Genomic DNA, 25424 nt, shown 5'->3' on the forward strand with positions numbered 1-25424 from the left:
ACAAAGGCTGGGATGCCAGAAAGCGTGCGTATTGCTTGAAAATCCAGCCAGCTACAGGGTCGTTCGCAAGAAATCTTATTTATTCAACAAAGCCGATCAATTCCTCAAAAGCCTAACTCGCACTGCCAAACTTCCCTTTCATTTCACGATTCAGGCGGCTTTTGCCCCAGTCCAGTGAACCAGCTCATGCAGACCGGTGGCGTGAAAATTGGCCGCATCAGAAAAAAGGTAACGCTCCGGCAACCATGTAAACATCCCGTAAAACCCGGCCACCTGATTTTAGATATCTTTCCTTAACGTGTCGTGATGTTCGCGAAGTCAGCTCCTGGCACGAGGCGGACTGACATACAGGCCAATATCCATGAGGAGCGGAAGTTATTTCTCTGCTTACCTAAACGACATAATGCAGTGTAACTATCAGATCATGCTAAAGTATTAGCAAAATACAGGCGTTCTAAAATAAATCCTCTTATCCAGAAGCCATTTTTATAATGAAAACATTTACTAAAAAAGTTAGCGTTTTTCACTTCAGTCCTTTTCGTTATCTGTTTGCTGCTCGCCTTCTTACCGTTTTGGGCAATGGTATTGCACCGATTGCATTAGCGTTCGCAGTGCTTGATATTGGCGGATCGGTATCTGATTTAGGCCTCGTTGTTGCGTCCCGCTCCATTTTTAACGTTTTATTCTTGTTGATCGGGGGCGTATTAGCGGACCGCTACTCTCGTAACCAGGTATTGGTATCCTCTTCTGTTATTGCGGCAGTTTCACAAGCTATTGTCGCATGGTCTGTGTTGGACGGATCAGCAACTGTGATGAGTCTGGCATTACCTGGAGCTTTGAATGGAGCAGCAGCTGGCATCGCGTTACCTGCCTCCTCCGCGCTGGTCCCCCAAACTGTTCCAGTGCAGAATTTGCGAGCAGCGAATGCATTAATTCAGCTTGGTATTTATGGCGGTACGATTATCGGCACTTCGCTTGGTGGGATCCTAATCAGTTCTGTCGGACCCGGTTGGGGACTGGCAATTGATGCGATTGGTTTCGCAGCCTCTGCACCGCTTTATTTCTTAATTCGTATTACATCAATCAAAGCATGCCCACCATCAGGTAATATCCTGCAGGACTTAAAAGAAGGATGGGAAGAATTCACAAGCCGAGCCTGGGTATGGGCAATTGTGGTCCAATTCACCATTATCAATGCAGCATTTAGTGGCGTAATGATGGTACTTGGCCCTGTGATTGCTGATGCTTCTTTTGGGCGAGCTAATTGGGGAATTATGGTTGCTGCGCAAAGCGTTGGCCTTATGACAGGTTCGTTCTTCGCCCTAAGATGGCGTCCACGACGCGATCTTTTTATTGGTGCAATGCTAGTAGCACTATGCTCAGTGCCAATTTTTATGCTTAGTCAACCTGCTTCTGCAGCGTGGCTTATTGCAGCTTTTTTTATTGCTGGCGTAACGTTCGGTCTATTCGGAGTCTCCTGGGCTCATTCATTACAAACTCATATTCCTCAGGAAAAATTGGCTCGCGTGTACGCCTATGACGCTGTAGGTTCGTTTGTGGCCATTCCCTTAGGTGAACTGGTCGCTGGGCCGCTGGCAATTCATTATGGCAGGAGTAATGTGCTTCTGGTTTCAGCGATAGCAGTAGTCATAGCAACTTTAGGAACCTGCCTGGTCCCTGGGATTAGACAGCTCGACAATTTTTCACAGGTGAATTCGAAAAAAGCCACCAGCTCCTCATGACAATATTCAAAAAATTACAAAATATGAAATGTAAATTATTGCTTGAGACTATATAAAACGATGAAACATTCCCAAGGGATTAGTATTCCCTGGACGCTTAAATCTCCGTTTTTGGCACACAGCGGTTGAGCTATCGAATCGGAAGGTCCGCTGTGAGCGAAAAGCGGACGTAAGTTGTACTCACGTTTTCGATTATGCCATCTTATTCATCTCGTATCGTTCAAAAAATGCGGCAACACTTTTGATAATCAAGCTATGTAATGACACATTTAAGGAATCATTATGCCTGGAATAACGCTCACATTGTCTGGTTGCAAAGATCAAAAATTAACCAAAAAGTGTGTACTTTTAGCTACTCAAATCACATGCGAGATATTGAAGAAAAACAGCTTCGAAACCATGGTCATAGTAAGACATGTGGACGATGATGACTGGTTTATTGATGGCAAGAGTCTGGCTGAATGGGGAAAAAATTCGTTCAGACTTGAAGTTACTGTCGTGGATGAAACCTGTAGCAAAGATCAGAAAGCAGCGTATCAAAAAGCAATTTACAACGCTATGGAACAAGCTATTGGTAACCTACATCCTCAGTCAAATGTGCATGTTATTGATTGTAAAGCTGCTTCATATGGATACACAGGGATAACGCAAGAATACAGATATCAGCATAAAGATGAGTTTTACTAACCAAAATTTCTTTTCTATCACCGTCAATGTGGCGCATTTTGATTGTGGACTTAAGGCGCTAACGTCCGCTTCTGGCACAGAGCAGACCGTCAGAGCTCTTTGACCACCATCTCGCTTCGAGCCGACTTTTAGATGCTTGTTCTGAACACCCGTCTTTTGCAGAGAACCTCGTGGCACGATCAGCGATGAAGCGAAGTTTTAAACCTGTTTTACGTAACGAGCAACTATTGGCGGTCATTCTGGTGGTCTTGACAGAAAGATAACTCATCTTTATCTTTCTTATCAGACAGTTACTGGCAAAGGCGAGTCCAGTCTGAGCAGCCATATTTAAGCAGCCCGCTCAGGGAAACCTGAGCGGACTTTTTGCTGTTACTGCCACTTAGCCTTTGGCAAAGTTCGCCTGGATACGCTGTTGCAGATAATCTTCAGCACTGATCGCCGGATACTTCGCCTGCGGGCCGAGGATCTCAACGTCTTTATTCGCCTGACAGAAGAAAGCCAGGCTGTAGCGCGCGCCCTGATATTCCCCCGGTAGCGGGCTTCTTACCCGATGGAAGTTTGACGGCAACTGGTCGTCACTCCAGCGCATCAGCATGTCGCCAATATTGCAGGTGATCACCTCTTCACGTGGTTCAATGCTGGTCCACTGCTGACTTTCGCGATCTTTGCCGGGACAGACCTGCAGGCCGCCCTGGCCGGGGCGCTGGAACAGCAGCGTCAGGCAGTCGAAATCGGTATGCGCACCGGCGCGCCACATCCCCTGCTCCGACTGTTCGGTGGCATAGTAGTGCAACATTCGCAGCGTGCTCTGGTAGGTATTCCGATCGGGATTGTGCGCCTGCTCGAAGAAGTGCTCAGGAAAACCCAGCTTAAGCGCAAAGCAGGAGAGCAACTTCATCCCCAGCTGCCAGCATTGCGACTCAAAGCTCAGCATGGTTTGCTTAAAGGCGGGCAGCTCCTGCTCTGTCGGCCACAGCGAATCCATTAACGGACGGGTAATCTGATAGGACTCTTTCTGGTCCGGGGTTTTGGTCGAGGGACGGACCTGCGACTTATTTTCCCAGCCGGCGTTGCGCGCCAGCGGATAGCGGGCTTTGACCGCTTCCGGCAGCGAGAAAAAATCCTCCGTCATGCAGAATGCCTGGCGGATATCGTCGAGGGCAATGCCGTGATTGCTGACCTGAAAGAAACCGATCTCTACCGCTGCCTGCCACAGTTCATCGGCAATCTCATGTTTACGCTGTTCGAAATCTGACAGGTCGATGCAGCGCACCTCGCGGGCAAAAGTCTCTTCACCCATTGCGCCCATTGCCGCTTCTTTCTCCAGTTCCTGCAGTGCATAACCTTGTGTCCGGGTTGATTGTGTCATGGTATTTTTCCTATACAGAAGAGGGTTAACCGGCGGCACGCTGTTGCAGCGTCCGGACGGCTGACATTGCCTGATGGCGCATGGCATCCAGATCGAGACCAGGAATGTGATCGTTTTCGACAATCACCCGGCCATTGATCATCAGCGCCTTTAACGAAGCCCGACCGCCGCAGGCCACCGGCCCAATTGCCATGTCATGCAGGCCGAAATAGCGCGGATCGTCCAGCCGGTACACGGCGATATCGGCCAGCATCCCGACCTGCACGGTGCCGCTCTGCGGCAGACCGAGGATCTGCGCCCCGCCGGCGCTGCCCCAGCGCACCACATCTTCAATGGTTGCCGCATCGCCACCGCCTTCAAAAGTTCCACCGTCATAGCGTGGCGTGGCGAACATGCCTTTTCTGGCACGCTGCAACAGCCACGCCGCATGCGCTTCACTCTGCATATCGGCTGCCTCGTTCGATGCCGCGCCGTCCACGCCCAGGGAAACCGGCACGCCCGCCTGCTCCAGCGCCAGCAGATCGGCAATGCCGCTGCCCAGTCGTCCGTTACTTTGCGGGCAGTGCGCAATACCGGTCCGGCTGTCACCCAGCAGCGTGATCTCCTGCGGCAACAGCTTCACCAGATGGGCAAACCAGACGTCATTACCCAGCCAGTCGTGTTCAGCACAAAACTGCACCGGCGTCATGTTGAAGCGGTCGCGCGCCGCATCCAGATAATCCACCGTTTCCGACAGGTGACTGTGCAACCGGATACCCAACTGACGCGCCAGCCTGGCCATTTCGCGCAGCTGCGCGCCCGGCGCTGAGTGCAGCAGCGTGGTCGGAGCCATCACCACCCGACACAGCGAGGTCGGCCGCGGATCGTGGTAGCGTCCCACCAGCCGTTCTATGTCGGCCATATAGTGATCAAAATTCTCCGGGCGCAGCGCCTGCGGTAAATCCTGCTCAATCGTCCGCCCCTGAGTCGCACCACCCCGACACAGCACAATCCGCATGCCCAGCGCCTCGCCTTCACTGAACAAAATGTCGGAAGGATCAAACGGCATATCTGGCCAGTAGAGATAGTTATGATCGGCGACCGTGGCGCAGCCGGATCGCAGTAACTCGATCAGGCCGATACGAACCGCCAGCCGGAACGTCTGTTCGTCAAAGGTGGCGCGAAAACGATACGGCGTGGCGCTTAACCAGGCGGTCAGGCTTTTGTTCAGCCCCTGCGGCTCACCTTTCAGCAACGACTGAAACAGGTGGTGATGGGTATTGACCCAGGCGGGATAAACCACGCAGTCGCGGGCATCAATCAGCCGCTCGTCCGGCAACGCGGTCAGCGACCCAATGGCTTCGATCACGCCTTCGCGGATGCGAATATCGGGTCCGGCATGTCGTGCCCGCTCGCCCGGCAGGCCGGTCAGAATGGCGTGCGCGTTTTTAATCAGTAATGATTGAGATGACATCGCAACGTTCCTCACGGTTTAACCTGCATCTGCTGAACAAACTCAGTGGTATAAGCCTGTTTCCAGTCGGTATCCGCTTTAAGCAGGCTGGCTTTGACCATAAAATCGCGGGTTTTTTGCCAGCGATCCTGCGTCATGGTGCCCCAGCCGGCTGTCGCGGCATCGCCACCGTCAATCAGATGGTGCTGTTTGATCTGCGTGACGCCCCAGGCCAGCAAATCATCGGTCATTTTTGGATTCTCTTTTTTAATCAGCGCGTTGCCTGGTGCCGGATTAGTGAGATAGCTGACCCAGCCCTCCATTGAGGCACGTACAAATTTCGCCATCGCTTCGCTGCGGCTGCTGATCTGGTCCGGACGGGTAATCAGAATGCCGCCGTAGGGCGGATAGCCGTGCTCGGAAAACAGGAAGAAATTCGATTTCACCCCGGCCTTTTGCGCCTGGAAAACCTCAGAGCTGACATAAGCCTGCTGTGCCACATTCTGATCGGCGATAAACGGCTGGATATTGAAGGTATAGGGGCGCACCTGCCCATCGCTGAGCTGATACTGTGCCTTGAGCCACGGCCACCAGGTGGCTTGCCCGGAACTGGAGACCAGAATGGTTTTGTCTTTCAGGCCGTCGAGGGAGGTGACGGAGGCGTGGGTCAGCAGTCCCTGCGGATCATACTGAAACGGGGCGGCAATCGCTTTAGCCTGAAAGCCACGCTGCACCGCTTCAAGTAACTGCAGGTCATAACCGATGATCACATCGGCGCGCTTCGATAACAGCAACTGCATGCCGTTGATCTGCGGCCCGCCGGACTGAATGCTGACGTCCAGCCCGTAGCGCTGATAGATGCCGGTCGCCAGCGCCTGATAATAGCCGCCCTGCTCAGCCTGCGCGTACCAGGAGGTGAGTAAGGCAATCTTCTCTGCGGCATCGGCCGGCAGGATGAATGCGCCAGAAATCAGCGTGCTCAGCACGCAGCCAGACAGGGGAATGCGGGATCGTAACTTCATTGCTCCTCTCCTAATCGTCACCGGAGGGAGGCTGAGCAAAGGCGACTCAGCCCCCAGCCGGTTCAACATGAACCGCGAAATGGTGGCTGAGCAATGTCCCGCGCAGTTGCCTGCACTGACCGCTTCTACTCACAGTGAGTTATACAAAAAGGATGCCAGGTTAGCCGATCGGCGCGGCTTAAGGGCTGCGCGGCGATCGGCGGAGGCGGCGCTGCAACCTTTGATTCATTAAGGAGCAACCAGCACCATACTGGTGCAGCGTCAGGGCCGCTGGCGTCCGGGCGTCTGAATCTGGCTGAACAGCATTTCCAGCTGTTTGAGCATCATCGACGCCGCCAGCGACAGCTGCCTTGCCGGGGCGACGCACAGTGACAGGGTGAAGGTTTTGAGTTGCGGATCGGTCAGCGGAATAAACTGCAGTTCGTCGCTTTCCACCTCATCCATGATATCGAGCCAGCAGAGAATGCCGATGCCGATTTTCTCTTTGATCAGCGAGCGGATCATGTGGATGTTATTGGAGACCGCCACCTCGTTGATCATCTCGCCATGGATGTTGATCAGCGCCTGCACCGGTTCAGCCAGCATCAGCGGGGCAGAAGGCAGGATAAACGGATACTCACTGCACTGGTTAAACCGCACCCCGCTTTTGCTGCTGAGCGGATGGCCGGTCGGGACCACAATCCCCAGATCGATCTCGGCAAAGGCCCGCACCTGCAGTTCGCGTGACGATTGCGGGTTCAGCATCACCCCGAAATCGGCATCACCCGACATCAGCGCCTGCTGAATATCGACGTTGTTCATGGTGGTCAGGGTGAAAGAGATGTTCGGATAGTCGAGATGCACCTGTCTGAGCATTGACGAGAAAAACTGCCGGTTAATCGCGTCGATGGTGGCGATGCGCACATGGCCGCGTCGCAGTCCACGCAGGTCATCCAGTTGTTCGCAGACCCGCGAAAAATCCTTTTTCCAGTTACTGGCGGCGTGCAGCAGCAGTTCGCCCGCTGCGGTCAGCCGCAGGCCGCTGGGGTGACGCTCAAACAGCGGCATCGCCAGCTCTTTCTCAACCCGCAGGATTTGCCGATCGATCGACGACGCCGCCACGTGCAGGCTTTCAGACGCCTTGCGAAACGATCCCTGACGGGCCACTTCAGTGAAATAGAGCAGAAATCGGGAGAATGCAAACATAGGGAGTGCTCTCTTTTATGCAACGGGATGTGCGAATCAAAGCGCTGGACGCAACAGTTTTATCACAATAACGTAGATTTCATGGCAACGGGAACAATCGTTTCATCACTCAGCTGGCTGCAGTTGCGCAGCGCTGGGTGATAGCACCGCCGGTCAGGCGGCAGCGACGATGACCTGCTTTTTTATCACTGCTCTCTTTAAGCACAGACGGTAAATAATGATGAAAGAGTCCGGACTTATTCCAGTCACGATCAGCGCTGTCCATATTAATGGTGTCGGCAATCTTTCATTACAGCTTATTGCCCGGCACGGTGGTTTATTACCGGCTTATTTACCTGGCGCGCACATTGACGTTTTCATTCCGCAAATCGGCCGCGTCAGTATTCACTTTGCAGCGAAAACCACGGCGGTGAATATTACGAGATCTGCGTGAAACGGGCAGACCTCTCCAGCGGCGGATCGCATTTTATTCATCACCATTTACGGCCTGGCGATGCGCTGGAAATTTCAGCACCGCGCAATCATTTCCCGCTGCCCGAAGCGGGACGCTATCTGCTGTTTGCCGGGGGAATCGGTATTACCCCACTGTTGCCGATGGCGGAACAGCTTGCCCGACAAGGGATTGACTATGAACTGCATTATTTTATCTCGTCGCCAGAACAGGCGGCGTTTGTGCCGCGATTAACCGCACCGCGATTAGCAGACCAGGTTTATTTTCATCACAGCAGCGCAAACGATTCTCTGCGTGTGACTACGCCGCCGTGTTTATCGCAGCCCGATCCACAGACCCGGATAATAGCCTGCGGCCCGGACGGCTTTATTCAGCGTCTGCAGCACCTTATGCAGCAGCATGGCTGGCAACCGGATCAATTGATTTTTGAGCGATTCAGCAATGCAGCGCTAAATAATAGCGCCAGCGACAGCGCCTTTTATATCCAGCTCAATTCTACCGGCACCCGCTATTTAGTCAGCCCGCAGCAGACTATTGCCGAAGTCTTATTAAGCGCCCGGGTCGATATTATGCTGTCGTGCGAACAGGGAATATGTGGTTCCTGCATCACTGAGGTAATCGACGGTATTCCCGATCATCGTGACTGCGTGCTGACTGCCGAAGAGAAAGCGGAGAATACGCAGATAACCTTGTGCTGCTCCCGATCCAGAACGCCGGTTCTGGTGCTCGACCTTTAATCTCAGCGCGGAGTCTTATCATGTCTGTTTCCCGGTCCGATGCACCGCTTGCTGGCCTTGCCAGCGTTCGCCTCCCCGCCTGGCTGCTGCCGGCGGACTGGCCGCGTGAAGCCGGTGAGCCGCTGCTGGCCGATCTGCGCTTTGCGGCTGGCAAAATTGCTGCGCTGACGCCAGCCCGGCCCGATCAGAGCGACCTGTGGCCGGTGGATGGCGCACTGGCGCTGCCGGGGCTGATTGAACCGCATGCGCACCTCGATAAAACCTTCACCCTCGCCCGCAGCCGTCCGTCAAAACCGGGCCTGCTGGCCGCCATTGAAACCCTGCATCAGGATCGCCAGCACTGGACGGCGTCGGACCTTCAACAGCGTGCCGGCCGGGCTTTCGGCTGGGCGGCCGCCAACGGCGTGACCCGTTTGCGCAGCCATATCGACTGGTTTGACGATCGCCCTCCGCTGGCCTGGACGGAACTGGCTGGCATGGCACCTCCCGGCATCACGCTGGAACGGGTGGCGCTGGTGCCGCTGAGCCTGTTCGCCGATGCCGGGAGCGCTGACCGCATCGCCCGCGCGGTGGCGCAGAGCGGCGCCGGTTGCCTGCTGGGCGGCTTTATCCACTCCTCAAACTGGGACCCGGCGGCGATGACCCACCTGATGCGCAGCGCCGCCCGCTGGCAGCTGGATCTGGATTTGCATATTGATGAAGAGCTTTCGCCAGTGGCCCACGGCCTGAGCTGGCTGGCGCACTACCTGGCTGAAAACAGCTTCAGCGGCCACATCTGTTGCAGCCACGGCTGCGCGCTGGCGTCCGGCAGTGAACTGCAGGCGCAGCAGGTACTGCGGCAACTGGCTGCCCACGCCGTCACGCTGATTGCCCTGCCGATGACCAACCTGCTGTTGCAGGATGCGGTAACCGGACGCACGCCGCGTCAGCGCGGCATTACCCTGCTGAAAGAGGCGCAGACGGCAGGCGTTCCACTGCTGATCGGCTGTGACAACGTTCAGGATGCCTTTTGTCCGGCAGGCAGTTATGACCCGCTGGATACCCTGAGCTGCGCGCTGTTCGCTTTGCAGCTGAACAACGTTTTTGACCAGCATTCGCGGCTGATTTGTGATGCCGCCGCCCTGACCGGCGCGCACTCAGCCCCACCGCCGCTGTCACCGGGCAGCGACGCTACGCTGGTGCTGTTCCCGGGCAGCGACAGCGCCAGCTGGCCGTTAAACAGCGCAGCCCGCCAGGTTATCCATCACGGCAGGCTGACCCATCAACGTATCTGGCAGCAGGAGATATCCCATGAGTCTTGAAGAGGGTGCGGGCAAACCGCTCGCCCACTATGCCGCCTGGCGTCGGGCCGGTGATTTTGTCTTTCTCTCCGGCATCATTCCGGTTAATCCGCAGAGCGGCACTATCGTGCGCGGCTTTAAGGATATCCCGGTTGAAGTCCGTCAGTTAGTTGGCGAAACCGGCGAGTTCTCGACCGACGCCAGACAGGGGCCGATCCTCGCGCAGAGCTGGTATGTGCTGGAAAGCATTCGCCACACCGTGCAACAGGCGGGCGGACAGATGAGCGATGTGATCAAGCTGGTGCAGTACTTCCGCAATCTCGATCACTTTCCCTGCTACAGCCGGGTCAGAAAGCTGTTTTATGACGGACAACCGCCGGTTTCAACCGTGGTGCAGGTCAGTGAAATGCTGCCGAGCGCCGAGGTGCTGATTGAAGTGGAAGCCACCGCCTGGTTACCGCTAACCCCCTAATCTCCGACTACGAGGCACAGCATGATTAACGGTTATATTCCTGCAGCGCGTTTTCTGCCTTTTCTGAGCTGGACGGCCATCGCGGCTCTGCCCGACAAAGCCAACACGGTGATTGTTCTGCCGACCGGCGCGATTGAGCAGCACGGTCCGCATCTGCCCTGTTCGGTCGACAGCGTGATCGCCTCCGGCGTGGCGGGCCATGCGCTGGCCAGACTGCCAAAAACCATCCCGGCTTACGCCATTCCGCCGATCACCTACGGCAAATCGGATGAACATCTGAATTTCCCCGGCACGCTGACCTTAACCGGCGACACCCTGCTGCAAACCGTGCTGGAGATCGCTGAATCGCTTTACCGCGCTGGCTTCCGCAAGCTGCTGATGATCAACGGTCACGGCGGACAGCCGCAGGTGCTGCAAATGGCGGCACGGGAAATGCGTCTGCGTCACGGCGATATGATCATCATCCCGCACGACGTGTTTCGGGTGCCGAACGTCGAAAACCAGTTCCTCAGCGCCCGGGAGCAGAAAATGGCGATGCATGCCGGTCACAGCGAAACCGCGGTGATGCTGGCGCTGGCACCGGAATGCGTCCACCCCGACCAGGCGGTGGCCAGTTATCCGCCGGAATTCCCCTGCCCGACGCTCTCCTCCGGTCGCCCGGCTGCCGCCTGGGTCTCTTACGATTTCGGACCGAGCGGCGTGATTGGCGATCCGACCGGTGCCACCGCAGAACAGGGTCACGCAATCCTTGATTCGCTGGCCGCAAGCTGGGCGCAGGCGATCACCGAAATCCACCAGATGAGCTGGCCGGTGCGCAGCGAACCCACCTGGGGAAAACAGCACTGGAGCGGTTTTGTGCAAACCGGCTTTACTCCTCCGTCTTCTTTGGCCTCTGAATAGTGGAGTAGTTACGATGAAAATTTGGCGTAAATCGACTTTCTCCCTGCTTGCTCTGATGCTGGCCGGGGTCTCTGCTTCCGGCATGGCGGAAGAGAAGTTTACCTTCCTGACTAACTGGTACGCGCAGGCGGAGCACGGTGGCTTTTATCAGGCTCAGGCTAGCGGGCTGTACAAAAAAGCCGGGCTGGATGTCAGCATCAACATGGGCGGGCCACAGGTGAACGTGATGCAGCTGATGGCGGCCGGACGCGCAGACTGTACGCTGGGTGACAACGGCCAGGCGCTGGAGACCTGGGAGGCTGGGGTGCACGCCGTCACGGTCGCTACGGTGTTTCAGCATTCACCGACGGTATTTATCAGCCATGACAAAGTCGACCAGCCTCAGCAGCTGAAAGACAAAACTTTCCTGCTGGCCACCGAGGCTTATAACTCGTTCTGGCCGTGGGCAAAAAGCGAACTCGGACTGGAGAAGGTGAAAATCCGTCCCTACACCTTCAGCGTCCAGCCTTTCCTCGCCGACCGCAATCTGGTGCAGCAGGGGTACGTCACCTCTGAACCGTTCTCGATTGAGAAAGGCGGCAAACCGTTTTACGTCTACATGCTGAGCGACTGGGGCTACCCGCCGTATGGCAACTCGATTATCTGCATGGCCGACACGGTTAAACAACGCCCGGCTGCGGTAGCCGCCTTCGTTAAAGCCTCCATGCAGGGCTGGAAAGCTTATCTGCAGGACCCGACCGCCGGCAATGCATTGATCGCCAGAGATAACCCGCAGATGACCGCCGACCAGATCGCTTTTGGTATCGCGCAGATGAAGAAGTATCAGCTGGTGACGGGCGGCGACGCACAAACCGGCGGTATCGGCATCATCACGGAATCGCGGCTGAAAAAGAGCTGGGACATGCTGGTTAAAAACAAGCTGATCGACGCGGAGAAAGTGCCGTTCGGCCAAACCTATACCCTCGATATGATTAAAGACGCGAAGGTTATGCCATGAATACTGTCCCCAACCTCACCGTGATGCGCGACGTTCGCGCAGCCTCGCCGCAGGCAGAGCCGGCGATCGAAGTGCTGTCGGCAGAGAAGATTTACAGCAACGGCACCCGCGCCCTGCTGCCGGTCAATCTCACCATTCATCAGGGCGAATTTGTCACCCTGCTCGGTCCGTCGGGCTGTGGCAAAAGCACCCTGCTGAAAATGGTCGCCGGGCTGACCGAGCCCAGCGACGGCAAACTGGTGTTATGGCGTCGTGACAGCCGGGAAAGCGCCCAGGTCCCGCTCTCCTTCGTGTTCCAGGAAGCGACGCTGATGCCCTGGAGCACGGTGCAAAACAACGTCCGTCTGCCGCTGGATCTGGCGGGCGTGCCGCGGGCCGAAGCCAATACCCGCGTTGCCGAGGCGCTGGAACTGGTCGGGCTGGGTAAATTTGCCCGGGTCCTGCCGCGTGAACTCTCCGGTGGCATGCAGATGCGGGTCTCGATTGCCCGTGGGCTGGTGACGCGCCCGAAACTGCTGCTGATGGATGAACCCTTTGGCGCGCTCGACGAAATCACCCGCAATAAACTCGACAGCGACCTGCTGCGGCTGTGGCGTGAACAGGGCCTGACGGTGGTGTTCGTGACTCACTCAATTCACGAAGCGGTTTTTCTGTCGCAGCGGGTGATCATGATGGCTGCCCGGCCGGGCCGGGTGGTGGAAGATATCGCCATCAATGAGCCGTTCCCGCGCAGCGAAGATTTCCGCGTCAGTCCGGCCTTTTCACGTTATGCGAAGCAACTGCAGGATAGCCTGCTGCAAGCCAGCCAATCGGGAATGGAGTAATACCATGCAGACGCAAAAATCTTCTCCGTGGATGGCTAATCCCGGCTTTCGTAAAGTGTTTTATCCCACCGTTGTGGCGGTGGTCGTGGTGCTGCTGTGGCAGGGATGGGTGAGCTATTTCAATATCCCGCAGTTTCTGGTGCCGTCACCGCTGGTGATGCTGCAAAGCCTGTGGACCCACTTCGGCTCGCTGATGATGGCGCTGCTGTTCACCCTGAAAATCACCCTGATCTCGTTTTTACTCTCGATCATCATCGGTGCCGCCGTGGCTTTCGTGCTGGTGCAGAATCGCTTTGTCGAAACCGCCCTGTTTCCCTACATCGTCTTTCTGCAGGTGACGCCGATCGTCGCCATCGCGCCGCTGATTATTATCTGGGTCAAAGACACCACCCTGTCGCTGGTGGTCTGTTCAACGCTGATGGCGGTGTTCCCGATTATTTCCAACACCACCCAGGGATTACGCAGCGTCTCGCCGGGGCTGCTGAGCTACTTCAGGCTGAGCCGCGCCAGTCGTCTGCAGGTGCTGATTCGTCTGCGCATTCCGTCCGCGCTGCCCTACTTTTTTGGTGCGCTACGAATTTCCAGCGGGCTGTCGCTGATCGGAGCGGTGGTTGCCGAGTTCGTGGCGGGCACCGGCGGAAATAATACCGGGCTGGCCTACCAGATCCTGCAAGCGGGCTATCAGCTGGACATTCCGCTGATGTTTGCGGCGCTGCTGCTGATCTCCCTCGCCGGTATTGCGCTGTTTGGCATGATGTCGTGGATTTCCCGTCGCGCCCTCTCCGCCTGGCATGAAAGCGAAGCGGTTCAGTCTCATTAACTCCCTATTTTCAGGCAGGAAAATTATGCACAGCGAACACCGTCAGCACGCGCTTGCCCTGATACAGCAGGCGCTTCCCGATCTCGACTGGACTTTGCAGGCCGCCAGAGTTAAACGCCTGTCACGTGATTTTCACTGGTTCAGCCCGCTACTGAAACGGCAACTGGAAGATAAACAGGCCGATGCGGTGGTCAGACCGCGCAGTGAAGAGGAGCTGAGCCTGCTGGTCAAAGCCTGCGTCCGCCATCAGCTACCGCTGATCCTGCGCGGCGGAGCAACCGGTAACTATGGTCAGCTGGTGCCGCTGGCGGGCGGCATTCTGGTCGATATGACCGGCTTTAATCAGCTGTGTGAACTCACCCCTGGCGTGGTCCGCGCGCAGGCCGGGATGCGGCTGGCGGAGATTGAAGCCCTGACCCGTCCGACCGGCTGGGAACTGCGCTGCATGCCTTCGACCTATCGCCTTGCCACGCTGGGCGGGCTGTACGGTGGCGGCTTTGGCGGCATCGGCTCAATCAACTATGGCCCGCTGGCCGCCGCCGGAAACGTACTCAGCGTGAAAGTGATGACCGTGGAAGCGGAACCGCGCATTCTGCAGGTTCCGGCACCGCAGGCGCTGCTGCTGCATCACGCTTACGGCAGTAACGGTATCGTGCTGGAGGTTGAACTGGCGCTGGCACCGGTACATGACTGGATAGAGCGGCTGGACGTGTTCGACGACTTTACCGACGCGCTGGATTACGCTAATGCCTTCGCCCGCTCACCAGGACTGGTGAAACGTCAGCTGGCGTTATTCGCCGCGCCGATCCCCGGCTACTTCACCCATCTCAGCGGCCATTATCAGGCGGATCAGCATGCGGTGATCAGCGTGATTGGGCAGGAAAGTGACGGGTTAGCGGCGGGCCTGCTGGAAAAATATCGCGGAAAGAGTGCGCTGCGGCAGTCTGCCAGCGCCGCTCGCGATGCGAATGCGTCACTGATGGAATATTGCTGGAACCACACTACCCTGCACGCGCTGAAAGTTGACAATACTCTGACCTATTTACAGACCGCGTTTAACCCGGCCTGTTATCGCCAGCAGATTATCGACATGGCCGCTCTGCTGGGTGATGAGGTGATGTCGCACATTGAGTTTCTGCGTGACGCTGACGGCAATCTGACCGCCAGCGGCCTGCAACTGGTGCGCTACAGCAGTGACGCGCGACTGAACGAGATCATGAACGCTTTTCGCGCCAACGGCGTCCGGATCAATAATCCGCATGTTTATCAGATTGAAGAAGGCAAACAGGGAGAGATCAAACCGGCGGTGGTCTCGGTTAAACAGTGTCTGGACCCGGATGGATTACTCAATCCCGGCAAACTCAAAGGCTGGGAACTGCGCGATACGCTGGTGCTGGATGACGATCCGCTGGCGTTGCGCCGCCCTTCACCCTGAGCGCGCCCTGATCAGCCGGCTGCAACGGCATCGCTGTCATCGCTGATATAAAAAACCCGCTTATCACTAAGCGGGTTTTTGCCTTTCAGTGGTTAATCGCAAGCCATCAGAGCTCGAACCGATCCAGGTTCATCACTTTGGTCCAGGCAGCGACGAAGTCCTTGACGAACTTCTCTTTGGCATCGCTGCTGGCATAGACTTCTGCCGACGCGCGTAACACCGCATTGGAGCCGAATACCAGGTCAGCGCGGGTGGCGGTAAAGCGGACTTCACCGGTCAGGCGATCGCGTCCTTCGAACTGCTCGCTGGAGCCATCAATGGCTTTCCATTCAATGCGCATATCCAGCAGGTTGATGAAGAAATCGGTGTTCAGTTCACCGACGCTGCGGCTGAAGACGCCGTGCTGGCTGCCGTCATAGTTGGTTCCCAGCGCGCGCATCCCGCCAATCAGTACCGTTAATTCCGGCACCGTCAGCGTCAGCTGCTGTGCTTTATCAATCAGCAGGTGCTCGGTGGTGGTTTTGCCGTATCCGCGACCGTAGTTACGGAAACCGTCAGCGCGAGGTTTCAGCAACTCAAACGATTCGATATCGGTCTGATCCTGACGCGCATCGACCCGGCCCGGGATAAAGGGCACCTCAATCTCAACGCCGGCCGCTTTCGCCGCCTGCTCAATCCCAACCACTCCGGCCAGCACAATGACATCGGCCAGCGAGACTTTATTGAATTCCCGCTGCAGCGCTTCCAGCTTCGGCAATACCCGGGCCGCATTGGCGTTAACGTCCCACTCGCGTTGCGGCAGCAGCGCCAGGCGCGCGCCGTTGGCACCGCCGCGTTTGTCACCGCCACGGAAGGTTGAGGCTGACGCCCAGGCAACCGAGGTCAGTTCACTGACGCTCAGGCCAGCGGCCGCAATCTTCTCTTTCAGCTGCGCGATGTCGGCGCCGGTCGGATGATAAACCGGTGTCGGCAGCGGGTCCTGCCAGATCAGATCTTCTTTCGGCACTTCCGGACCGATATAACGCGCTTTTGGCCCCATATCACGGTGCGTCAACTTGTACCAGGCGCGGGCAAAAGCTTCATTGAAGGCCTGCGGATCGTTGTAAAAACGACGCGATATTTTCTCGAATTCCGGATCGAAACGCAGGGTCAGATCGGTGACCAGCATGGTCGGCTTACGTTTCTTCGTCTGGTCAAACGCATCAGGAATGATCTCTGGCGCGTCGATCGCTTCAAACTGGATGGCACCGGCCGGGCTGCGGGTCTGCACCCACTCATATTTGAACAGGTTCTCGAAGAAGTAGTTGCTCCACTGGGTCGGCGTCTGCGACCAGATCACTTCCAGACCCGAGGTAATCGCATCGGCACCCACGCCGGTGCCGTGGCTGCTTGCCCAGCCCAGACCCTGTGCTTCAATCGGTGCGGTTTCCGGATCAACGCCAACGTGCTCGGCCGAACCGGCACCGTGGGTTTTGCCCAGCGTATGGCCACCAGCGATCAGGGCAACGATCTCTTCATCGTTCATTCCCATATTGCCGAAGGTCGCACGAATGGCCGGAGCGGCTGACGCCGGATCGCCGCTGTGTTCCGGGCCTTCAGGGTTAACGTAGATCAGCCCCATTTCGGTCGCGCCGAGCGGTGACTGTGCCAGCGATTCCGGATGACGGTGTTCCAGCCAGGTGCTTTCATCGCCCCAGTTGACGTCCATATCCGGTTCCCAGACATCTTCACGTCCGGCACCAAAACCAAAGGTGCGGAAGCCGGAATTTTCCAGCGCCACGTTACCCGCCAGGATATACAGGTCGGCCCAGGAAATTTTCTGACCGTACTTCTGCTTCACCGGCCACAGCAGACGGCGCGCTTTATCCAGGCTGACGTTATCGGGCCACGAGTTTAACGGAGCGAAGCGCTGCTGGCCGCGGCCTGAACCACCGCGACCGTCTACTGCGCGATAGGTACCGGCGCTGTGCCAGGCCATACGGATGAAGAGACCGATGTAGCTGCCCCAGTCGGCAGGCCACCAGGCTTGTGACTCAGTGAGCAAGGCTTTGAGATCGGCTTTTAGCGCAGCGTAGTCTAATTTGGCAAATTCTTTACGGTAGTCGAACGACTCGCCCAATGGGTTAGAGCGGGATGAGTGCTGGTTCAGCAGGTCGACACGCAGCTGGTTAGGCCACCAGTCACGGTTGGACGTGCCGCCGCCTGATGTCTGATTGGCCTTTCCTGCATGAAAAGGACATTTACCTGCCGCTGCTTCGCGATCGGCTTCGACAATAGGCTTTGCATCTTTTGCATCTTCATCAACAGAATTGCTCATGGTCACACCTCTTTTATGTATTCTCAGCGCTACTCTATAGTGGCTTTTGAAAAAGGCACACCTGTCTCATCCTATACCTTTGATAGCCTGCCCCTTTGAATATGCTTAGCTGAAAAAGGTTTTAACGATTAAAAAGAACCGCGCCGGTCAGTTCAGGCGAAGCGGTTAAAAATACCATTACCCTTGCCGCCAGGGATCGCGTCTGCCAAATAATAATCAGCAGCGTGACGGCGATCATGATTGGCAAAAGTGGCGCTATCACCTGCTGATTCAGGCTGAAATGCCGGGCCAGCACCTGCGGTGTTGAAATCAGATCAGGGATAAAAGAGGATGCGGAGAGCGGCAGGGATCACAACAGAATGAGATGAACAGCGCCTTATCACTAAGGCGCTGGGTCGGGAACGGTATTAACGCCAGCCGAGTTCCGGCGCGACATACTTCAGTATCGCCTCAATCACATGCGCGTTATACGCCACCCCAAGCTGGTTCGGCACGGTCAGCAGCAGCGTATCGGCTTCAGCAATCGCTTCATCCTGCGCCAGTTGCTTAATTAACTGCTCCGGTTCAGCGGCATAGCTGCGGCCAAAGATGGCGCGGGTTTTTTCGTCGAGGAATCCCACCGAATCCTGGTCGCTACCGCTGCGGCCGAAGTAGGCGCGGTCCATGTCATTGACCAGCGCAAAAATGCTGCGGCTGACCGAAACCCGTGGCTCTCGCTGATGGCCGGCGGCTTTCCACGCTTCACGGTAGGCACGGATCTGCTTCGCCTGCTGGATGTGGAACGGTTCGCCGGTTTCATCATCTTTCAGGGTCGAACTTTGCAGGTTCATGCCCATTTTTGCTGCCCACTCTGCAGTGGCGTTGGAGCCGGAGCCCCACCAGATGCGGTCACGCAGCCCTTCAGACAGCGGTTCAAGGCGCAGCAGGCCCGGCGGATTCGGGAACATCGGCTGCGGATTCGGTTTGGCAAAGCCTTCACCGCGCAGCACTTCCAGAAACTCTTCGGTATGACGACGCCCCATATCAGCGTCGGTCTCGCCCGCTTTTGGCTCAAAGCCAAAATAGCGCCAGCCATCCACCACCTGCTCAGGCGAGCCACGGCTCAGGCCGAGCTGCAAACGGCCGTTGGAAATCAGGTCGGCTGAACCGGCATCTTCCACCATATAGAGCGGGTTTTCATAGCGCATGTCGATCACGCCGGTACCGATTTCAATATTTTTGGTACGGGCACCGACCGCCGCCAGCAGCGGGAACGGCGAACTCAGCTGGCGGGCAAAATGGTGCACGCGAAAGTAAGCTCCGTCTGCGCCCAGCTCTTCGGCTGCAACCGCCAGGTCAATCGACTGCAGTAACACATCCTGCGCCGAACGGGTGGCTGACTGTGAAGAGGGCGTCCAGTGACCGAAGGATAAAAAGCCAATCTTTTTCATCTGTTACTTCTCCTGGCGGGCAAAAGTGGCCCACACATGCTAAGGCGGTTTTCGATAGGCAAAGGTTACGCCGTCGTCGTCACCACTGATAGTCAATATCTTTCAGCGCCATATTCAGGATTTTCGACATAGCTAAGAAAAATAACGTCTTTGTCTTTGCGCAGCGTTTATTTCACTGTGGCTCTCTGTTCCTCTTCTGCCAGGTCGATCATGCAAAAAAGCCGTGCCGCTTACCTTCATCCGCAGTAGCGCGCCCTGCTGCAACAGCTCTCGCGCAGCTGGTTATGGCGCACTGAACTGCCCACCTGGCTGCTGATCGTCGCGGTCTATGGCGGCTGGTTCGGCACGCTGCTCGGCTGGCAGATCCTCGGACGGCTGCCCGCTACCCTGCTGCTGACTGGCTTCACCGCCTGGTATATGTCGCTGCAGCATGAGCTGATCCACGGCCATCCGACGCGCTGGCCGCGGATCAATCAGCTGTTCGGCATCCTGCCGCTGGCGGTGTGGTTTCCGTTTGGCCTCTACCGCGATTCTCATCTGGCCCATCACCGCAATCACACCCTGACCGAACCGGATGACGATCCGGAAAGTTACTACCTGTCCGCCGCACGCTGGGCGCAGCTGTCGCCGTGGCAGCAGCAGCTGATCCACCTGCGTAATACCTTTTTTGGCCGTCTGCTGCTGGCTCCGTTGCTGGATATCTGCGGCACTTTCAGGGCGATGTGGCAGGCGTTTCGTCACGGTGAGCGGGCCGCCATCGGCATGTGGCTGCTGCACTGGAGCCTGCTGGCGCTGCTGTTTTACGGCATGGCGCAGTGCGGCTTCTCCCCGCTGTGGTATCTGCTGGCGGTCAGCTATCCGGCGCTGGCGTTGACCAAAGTGCGCTCCTTTTATGAACATCGCGCGGCTGACGATCCGCTGGCGCGTTCGGTCAATAATGAGGCGGCGCTGCCCTGGCGGATCCTGTTCCTGAATCTGAACTACCATTCAGTGCATCACGATCTGCCCGGCGTGCCCTGGTATGGTCTGCGTCGCCTTTATCTGCGCGACCGTGAGCGCTATTACCAGCGCAATCACGGTTTCCGCGTGGCGGGCTACCGGGTCTGGCTGCGTCAATTCTGGGCGCGGCCGGTCGGGGTCAATGCCCATCCGGGGCGTTCTGAAGAGGCTCGCCATGACTGACCTGCTGGCATTACCGATGTACGACATTGAGCGCCCTGCCACTGAGGCGCTCAGCCAGGCGATAGTAACGTTACTGGCGCAGCACGGCACGGCGGCGCAGCCAGTCTGGCCCGACGATCTGCTTACCCACTGGCAGGATGATCGGCTGCTGCTGAGCCAGACCTGCGGCTATCCGCTGGTGACGCGACTGCCTGCGGTGCAGCTGGTCGGCGCGTTTCACTACAGCGCGCCAGGCTGCAGCGGACCCGATTATCGTAGCTGGCTGGTGGCGCGGGATAAGGGCGCGACGCTGAGCGATTTTCACGCGCGTCGGGCGGTGGCCAACGGCCTCGATTCACACTCCGGCTATAACGCGCTGCGCCTGGTGGCGGCCCTGTCGGGCGTGCTGTTTTCACGACTGGTGCTGAGCGGCGGGCATCGTCAGTCACTGGCGGCGGTGCGTCAGCATCAGGCGGATATTGCCGCCATTGATTGTGTCAGCTGGGCCCTGATCGCCCGGTACGCGCCAGAGGAACTACAGGGATTGCACATTATCGACGAAACACCGCCTGCGCCTGGGTTGCCACTCATCACTTCGGCCTCCACCTCGGCGCAGCAGCGCCAGACGCTGCAGTCGGTGCTGGGCGAACTGGTGACGAGTCCGGCGTGGCGTGAAGTCTGTGCGGCCAGCCTGATTAGCGGATTCAGCCCGCTGCAGCGCCAGGATTATCAGACGATAATCCGCTTTGAACAGCAGGCGGCGGCGCATGGGTGGCCCGGCTTTGAGCTGAAAGAAAGGCGGCTTCCCTGCCGCATCGCCCTATTTACGGGCGGCAATGATCTCATCGGCCACGTTGCGCGGTGCCTGCGCGTAGTGGCTGAACTCCATGCTGTAGGTGGCGCGCCCCTGGGTCAGCGAACGCAGGCTGGTGGAGTAGCCGAACATCTCCGACAACGGCACTTCGGCGCGAATAATCCGGCCGCCAAAATGCTCATCCATGCCCTGCACCGCGCCGCGCCGTGACGACAGATCGCCCATAATCCCGCCGGCGTACTCTTCCGGCGTCTCCACTTCCACTTTCATTACCGGCTCCAGAATCGCCGGATCGGCCAGTTTTGCCGCCGCACGGAAACCGAGAATCGCTGCCATGCGGAACGCCATCTCCGAGGAATCGACCTCATGATAGGAGCCAAACGTCAGGGTCGCTTTGATATCGACAATCGGATAGCCCGCCAGCACGCCGCTGTTCAGCGCTTCGCGGACCCCTTTCTCCACTGACGGGATATATTCGCGCGGCACCACCCCGCCTTTGGTGGCATCCTCAAAGACAAACCCGCTGCCCGCCGCACCCGGTTGCAGGCTCAGCACCACATGGCCGTACTGCCCTTTGCCGCCCGACTGGCGCACAAACTTGCCTTCAACATCCTGCACCGCCTTGCGCAGCGTCTCACGGTAGGTAACCTGCGGCCGCCCGATATTGGCCTCTACGCCAAATTCACGTTTCAGACGATCGACGATAATCTCCAGATGCAGTTCGCCCATACCGGAGATAATCGACTGGCCTGACTCCTCGTCGGTGTGCAGCCGGAACGACGGATCTTCTGCCGCCAGCCGCTGTAACGCCAGCCCCATCTTCTCCTGGTCCGCTTTGGTCTTCGGTTCTATCGACAGCGAAATCACCGGTTCAGGAAACTCCATCCGCTCCAGAGTAATAATGGCGTGCGGATCGCACAGGGTTTCGCCGGTCGTCGCCTCTTTCAGCCCGACGCAGGCGGCAATATCCCCGGCGCGTATCTCGTCGATCTCATGGCGGGCGTTGGCGTGCATCTGCACGATACGGCCAATGCGCTCCTTCTTGCCTTTGACCGCGTTAAAGACGCTGTCGCCCTTGCGCAACACGCCCGAGTAGACCCGTACAAAGGTCAGCTGCCCGACAAAGGGATCGCTCATCAGCTTAAACGCCAGCGCCGAGAACGGTTCGTCATCATCAGCGTGCCGTTCGGCGTGGTTTCCGGCCTCATCCACGCCGCTGATCGCTGGCACATCGGCCGGTGACGGCATCAGTTCGATCACCGCATCCAGCATCCGCTGTACCCCTTTATTTTTAAACGCACTGCCGCACAGCATCGGCTGGATCTGGTTGAGCAGCGTGCGCTGGCGTAAACCGGCAATCACCTGCTGCTCGCTGAGATCGCCCTGCTCCAGCCAGGCTTCGGTCAGGGTTTCATTGGCTTCCGCCGCCGCCGCGACCATTTTTTCACGCCAGCTCTGCGCTTCGGCCAGCTGATCAGACGGAATTTCACCATAGCTGAAGGTCATCCCCTGGCTCTCTTCATCCCAGTAGATGGCCTGCATGCGGATCAGATCGATCACCCCGACGAAATGCTCTTCGCGACCGATGGGAATCACAATCGGCACCGGATTGGCTTTCAGCCGTGACTGCATCATGGTGACCACGCGGAAAAAATCGGCGCCCTGCCGATCCATTTTGTTGACGAACGCCAGCCGCGGCACATGATATTTATTTGCCTGCCGCCACACCGTCTCCGACTGCGGCTGTACGCCGCCCACTGCGTCATACACCATTACCGCGCCGTCCAGCACCCGCATTGAGCGCTCGACCTCGATGGTGAAATCAACGTGGCCCGGGGTGTCGATAATATTGATGCGGTGCGGCTCAAAGCGCTTATCCATGCCCGGCCAGAAGCAACTGACCGCGGCAGAGGTGATGGTTATGCCGCGCTCCTGCTCCTGCGCCATCCAGTCGGTTGTTGCAGCGCCATCGTGCACTTCCCCCAGCTTGTGGCTCATTCCGGTATAAAACAGAATGCGCTCGGTGGTGGTGGTTTTACCGGCATCGATGTGCGCGGAGATGCCGATGTTGCGGTAACGTTCGATCGGAAGGGATCGGGGCATGATGTATCCTTAGTCAGTTTGACGGAAAGAGGTGCACACTTTTCAGGCACCCATGTCAGCAAGCTTAGACTAATGGTACGACTCCATACGAACAGATTGAGCTATAATTAACCGGATCATTCCCCTGACAGGAACGTTATGCTGAGTAATCACCCTGATACTGAACAGTTACGGTTAGAAAATGTGTTGTTTGCGCTGGGCAATCCGCTGCGGCTGGCTATTGTTGATGCGCTGGCGCGTGAAGGTGAACAGCCTTGCGGCCTGTTGCGTGGTGAGGTGGCGAAATCGACCATGACCCATCACTGGCGGGTTCTGCGTGACAGTGGCGTGATCTGGCAACGGCCGCTGGGGCGGGAAAATCTGATTTCGCTGCGCCGTGAAGATCTTGAACATCGCTTTCCAGGCTTACTCACCAGCGTGCTGACGGCTATCAGTCAGGATGCCTCACCGCACGGACCGGCTGGCAAGCCCGGCGATGACGTTTTAAGGTAACGGTTTTTACTTAAAGGGAAATTCTATGCGCATTCTGATAGCAGGTGCCGGCGCGACCGGTGGATATTTTGGCGCGCGACTGGCCCAGGCCGGCCAGGACGTGACCTTTCTGGTGCGCGAACGGCGTTACCGCCAGTTGCAGCAAAAGGGACTGGTGTTGCAGACCCCGAGCGGCACCGAAACGCTGCAGCCGCAGCTGGTGCAGGCGGCTTCTCTGCACGGTCACTATGACCTGATTATCCTGACGGTAAAAAGCTTTGCCCTCGAGCAGGTTATGCAAGATATTGCACCCGCCGTCGGCCCGCAGACGCTGATTATGCCGATCCTTAACGGCATGCGGCACATTGAAACGCTGCAACAGCGCTTTGGCCGCGAAGCGGTGATCGGCGGGTTGTGTAAAATCAACGCTACGCTGGGCGATAACGGCGAAGTGATCCAGATGACGCCGCTACATCAGCTCTATTACGGCGCGCTCGACGGTAATAACGATGCGCGCCTGCAGCGGGTCGATGCTGCACTGCGCGACAGTCAGGTTGATACCCGCTTCAGCGACAACATCATGGATGAGCTGTGGGAGAAATGGCTGCTGCTCAGCACGCTCGGCGCGGTGTGCTGTCTGGCTCGCGGCGATACTCAGCAGGTGCTGCGATCCCACGGCGGTGAAGCGCTGTTACAGGCTGTTTTTAGCGAGATCCTGACGGTAATCAGTGCTGCAGGTTATCAACCGCGCCCGGCGGTGACCGCCAAAATCTTCGAGCTGCTGAACAATCCAGCCACACCGATGACCTCCTCCATGTACCGCGATTTATGCCAGGGATTCGATATTGAAGCCGACCAGATCATCGGCGATCTGCTGCTGCGCGCCAGTCACTATGGCCTGAGCGCGCCTTTATTGAATGCGGTGTATGTCAATCTGCAGGTTTATCTGCAGAACCGTTAAGCGCCAGCGGGCCGCATCACGCCGGCCCGCCACTTTTCAGCGGCCCTGAATCCGCTGCTGCACCCCGGAAAGGCGCATCAGGCGCTGCCACGCCGCATCAATCTGATCAGGCAGTATCACTTCCGCGAAGAACCCTTTCCCGCGCGGTCCGTAGCCCTGCTCATCGTTTCGCAGCCGTTGCACCTCTCCCATCAGCAGGGAGATAAAGCGCTCCAGCGACCACATACCCTGCGGCGCGGCGCCGGTGATGCGCGGCTGGCCCGCCTCCAGCCTCAGTTGTGGAATGAAAACCGGCCAGTTGATAAAGCGGGGAGCCGCCGGCCGATCGCGCCACTGCCAGCGGAAGGTGGCGTCAGTACGCCGCTGCAGTAACGGGTCCTGAATCAGAATGACCTGCTGCGGCTGTAGGCCACGGCTATCCAGTAACCGCTGGCTGAATGCCGCATTTTCGCCGCAGTTGCGCGATTCCCCTTCCAGCAGCAGCTGCTGTTGCGGCAGATCGGCCAGCCGATGCGCGATAGCCGCCAGCATCTGCGCCTCGCTCTTTCCCTGAGTATCAAGCGGGTGAAAGCGCGGATCTGCCGCCATCGCCTGCGCTAACAGCGGCGTGGCGTGGCCGACGCCGCCACTGATCAGCAGCGGCAGACCGGAGGTTTTCGCCAGCGCCACCGCGCCCTCAATATTTGGCAGCACCGCATGGCCCGCCAGAATCAGCAGATCGGCGTCGGGGTGCTGCGGATCTGTCAGCTGATCAAGCGCCAGCCAGTTGGCGATCAGGTTGATGTCATCAATATCATGCTCAGTAAGCTGCATA

At 57.5% G+C, this 25424-nt stretch carries 20 protein-coding genes and 3 pseudogenes; 14 read left to right on the forward strand and 9 right to left on the reverse strand.

Going from position 1 to position 25424, the window contains the following annotated elements; all coding sequences use genetic code 11:
* Positions 1 to 118: 118 nt before the first annotated feature.
* Positions 119 to 246: pseudogene (locus FHW04_RS16755) on the reverse strand (zincin-like metallopeptidase domain-containing protein); the annotation flags it as partial.
* A 245-nt stretch (positions 247 to 491) separates the two neighbouring features.
* On the opposite strand from FHW04_RS16755, the gene FHW04_RS16760 reads away from it, so the two are divergent.
* Together FHW04_RS16760 and FHW04_RS16765 are read left to right on the forward strand one after the other, a co-directional pair.
* Positions 492 to 1742, forward strand: coding sequence for an MFS transporter (locus FHW04_RS16760; protein WP_089561764.1), 1251 nt, complete (start codon positions 492 to 494; stop codon positions 1740 to 1742).
* 282 nt (positions 1743 to 2024) lie between these two features.
* Positions 2025 to 2429: a tautomerase family protein gene (locus tag FHW04_RS16765; protein ID WP_031376322.1), complete on the forward strand. Its 405-nt coding sequence runs from the start codon at positions 2025 to 2027 to the stop codon at positions 2427 to 2429.
* A gap of 379 nt (positions 2430 to 2808) precedes the next feature.
* Here FHW04_RS16765 and FHW04_RS16770 read toward each other — a convergent pair whose 3' ends face one another.
* The 4 genes from FHW04_RS16770 to FHW04_RS16785 all read right to left on the reverse strand — a co-directional run bounded on the left by FHW04_RS16770 (position 2809) and on the right by FHW04_RS16785 (position 7437).
* A complete protein-coding gene (locus FHW04_RS16770; RefSeq protein ID WP_089561763.1) occupies positions 2809 to 3798 on the reverse strand; it encodes an isopenicillin N synthase family dioxygenase in 990 nt (329 codons plus the stop codon).
* Positions 3799 to 3823: 25 nt separating this feature from the next.
* A complete protein-coding gene (locus FHW04_RS16775; protein WP_031376324.1) occupies positions 3824 to 5251 on the reverse strand; it encodes an amidohydrolase family protein in 1428 nt (475 codons plus the stop codon).
* A gap of 11 nt (positions 5252 to 5262) precedes the next feature.
* Positions 5263 to 6252 carry an ABC transporter substrate-binding protein gene (locus tag FHW04_RS16780; RefSeq protein WP_069729564.1) on the reverse strand — a complete coding sequence of 330 codons (990 nt, stop codon included), beginning with the start codon at positions 6250 to 6252 and terminating at the stop codon, positions 5263 to 5265.
* Between the two features lie 261 nt (positions 6253 to 6513).
* Positions 6514 to 7437 carry a LysR family transcriptional regulator gene (locus tag FHW04_RS16785; protein ID WP_031376326.1) on the reverse strand — a complete coding sequence of 308 codons (924 nt, stop codon included), beginning with the start codon at positions 7435 to 7437 and terminating at the stop codon, positions 6514 to 6516.
* 220 nt (positions 7438 to 7657) lie between these two features.
* Here FHW04_RS16785 and FHW04_RS16790 point away from each other — a divergent pair.
* The 8 genes and pseudogenes from FHW04_RS16790 (at position 7658) to FHW04_RS16825 (ending at position 15353) form a co-directional block, all read left to right on the forward strand.
* Positions 7658 to 8625, forward strand: a pseudogene (locus FHW04_RS16790) (PDR/VanB family oxidoreductase).
* Positions 8626 to 8645: 20 nt separating this feature from the next.
* Positions 8646 to 9926 (forward strand): cytosine deaminase, encoded by a 1281-nt coding sequence (locus FHW04_RS16795; RefSeq protein WP_089561762.1) that lies wholly within the window; start codon positions 8646 to 8648, stop codon positions 9924 to 9926.
* Complete coding sequence (locus tag FHW04_RS16800; protein ID WP_069729560.1) at positions 9916 to 10377, forward strand: RidA family protein; 462 nt, start codon at positions 9916 to 9918, stop codon at positions 10375 to 10377. The genes FHW04_RS16795 and FHW04_RS16800 overlap by 11 nt, the downstream gene beginning before the upstream one ends.
* 21 nt (positions 10378 to 10398) lie before the next feature.
* Entirely contained in the window at positions 10399 to 11277 is an 879-nt protein-coding gene (locus FHW04_RS16805) for a creatininase family protein (RefSeq protein WP_046288227.1), read from the forward strand.
* A gap of 13 nt (positions 11278 to 11290) precedes the next feature.
* Positions 11291 to 12274: an ABC transporter substrate-binding protein gene (locus FHW04_RS16810; RefSeq protein ID WP_089561761.1), complete on the forward strand. Its 984-nt coding sequence runs from the start codon at positions 11291 to 11293 to the stop codon at positions 12272 to 12274.
* Positions 12271 to 13098 (forward strand): ABC transporter ATP-binding protein, encoded by an 828-nt coding sequence (locus FHW04_RS16815; protein ID WP_069729558.1) that lies wholly within the window; start codon positions 12271 to 12273, stop codon positions 13096 to 13098. Before FHW04_RS16810 ends, FHW04_RS16815 begins: the two co-directional genes overlap by 4 nt.
* 4 nt (positions 13099 to 13102) lie before the next feature.
* Positions 13103 to 13918, forward strand: a complete 816-nt coding sequence (locus FHW04_RS16820; protein WP_069729557.1) for an ABC transporter permease — start codon at positions 13103 to 13105, stop codon at positions 13916 to 13918.
* Between the two features lie 25 nt (positions 13919 to 13943).
* On the forward strand, positions 13944 to 15353 hold the full coding sequence (locus FHW04_RS16825) for an FAD-binding oxidoreductase (RefSeq protein ID WP_069729556.1): 1410 nt from the start codon (positions 13944 to 13946) through the stop codon (positions 15351 to 15353).
* 106 nt (positions 15354 to 15459) lie between these two features.
* On the opposite strand, the gene katG is transcribed toward FHW04_RS16825, so the two are convergent.
* Both katG and FHW04_RS16835 read right to left on the reverse strand, forming a co-directional pair.
* Entirely contained in the window at positions 15460 to 17670 is a 2211-nt protein-coding gene (katG, locus tag FHW04_RS16830; RefSeq protein WP_094106276.1) for a catalase/peroxidase HPI, read from the reverse strand.
* Positions 17671 to 18077: 407 nt separating this feature from the next.
* Positions 18078 to 19100 (reverse strand): LLM class flavin-dependent oxidoreductase, encoded by a 1023-nt coding sequence (locus tag FHW04_RS16835; RefSeq protein WP_031375219.1) that lies wholly within the window; start codon positions 19098 to 19100, stop codon positions 18078 to 18080.
* A 255-nt stretch (positions 19101 to 19355) separates the two neighbouring features.
* Between FHW04_RS16835 and FHW04_RS16840 the strand changes: the two genes are divergently transcribed.
* A complete protein-coding gene (locus FHW04_RS16840) occupies positions 19356 to 20282 on the forward strand; it encodes a fatty acid desaturase (protein ID WP_227021896.1) in 927 nt (308 codons plus the stop codon).
* Positions 20275 to 21033: pseudogene (locus tag FHW04_RS16845) on the forward strand (phosphate/phosphite/phosphonate ABC transporter substrate-binding protein); the annotation flags it as partial. The gene FHW04_RS16840 and the pseudogene FHW04_RS16845, both read left to right, overlap by 8 nt.
* Positions 21034 to 21081: 48 nt before the next feature.
* On the opposite strand, the gene fusA reads toward FHW04_RS16845, so the two are convergent.
* A complete protein-coding gene (fusA, locus tag FHW04_RS16850; protein ID WP_069729554.1) occupies positions 21082 to 23178 on the reverse strand; it encodes an elongation factor G in 2097 nt (698 codons plus the stop codon).
* A 138-nt stretch (positions 23179 to 23316) separates the two neighbouring features.
* On the opposite strand from fusA, the gene FHW04_RS16855 reads away from it, so the two are divergent.
* Complete coding sequence (locus tag FHW04_RS16855) at positions 23317 to 23670, forward strand: ArsR/SmtB family transcription factor (RefSeq protein ID WP_046288224.1); 354 nt, start codon at positions 23317 to 23319, stop codon at positions 23668 to 23670.
* Positions 23671 to 23695: 25 nt separating this feature from the next.
* A complete protein-coding gene (locus FHW04_RS16860) occupies positions 23696 to 24610 on the forward strand; it encodes a ketopantoate reductase family protein (RefSeq protein ID WP_089561760.1) in 915 nt (304 codons plus the stop codon).
* A 36-nt stretch (positions 24611 to 24646) separates the two neighbouring features.
* Here the strand turns inward: FHW04_RS16860 and FHW04_RS16865 are convergent, their stop codons facing one another.
* Complete coding sequence (locus FHW04_RS16865; RefSeq protein WP_089561774.1) at positions 24647 to 25423, reverse strand: YdcF family protein; 777 nt, start codon at positions 25421 to 25423, stop codon at positions 24647 to 24649.
* Position 25424 lies beyond the last annotated feature (1 nt).

It is taken from the genome of Pantoea sp. AN62 (genome assembly GCF_050432985.1).
Taxonomy (GTDB): Bacteria; Pseudomonadota; Gammaproteobacteria; order Enterobacterales; family Enterobacteriaceae; genus Pantoea; species Pantoea brenneri.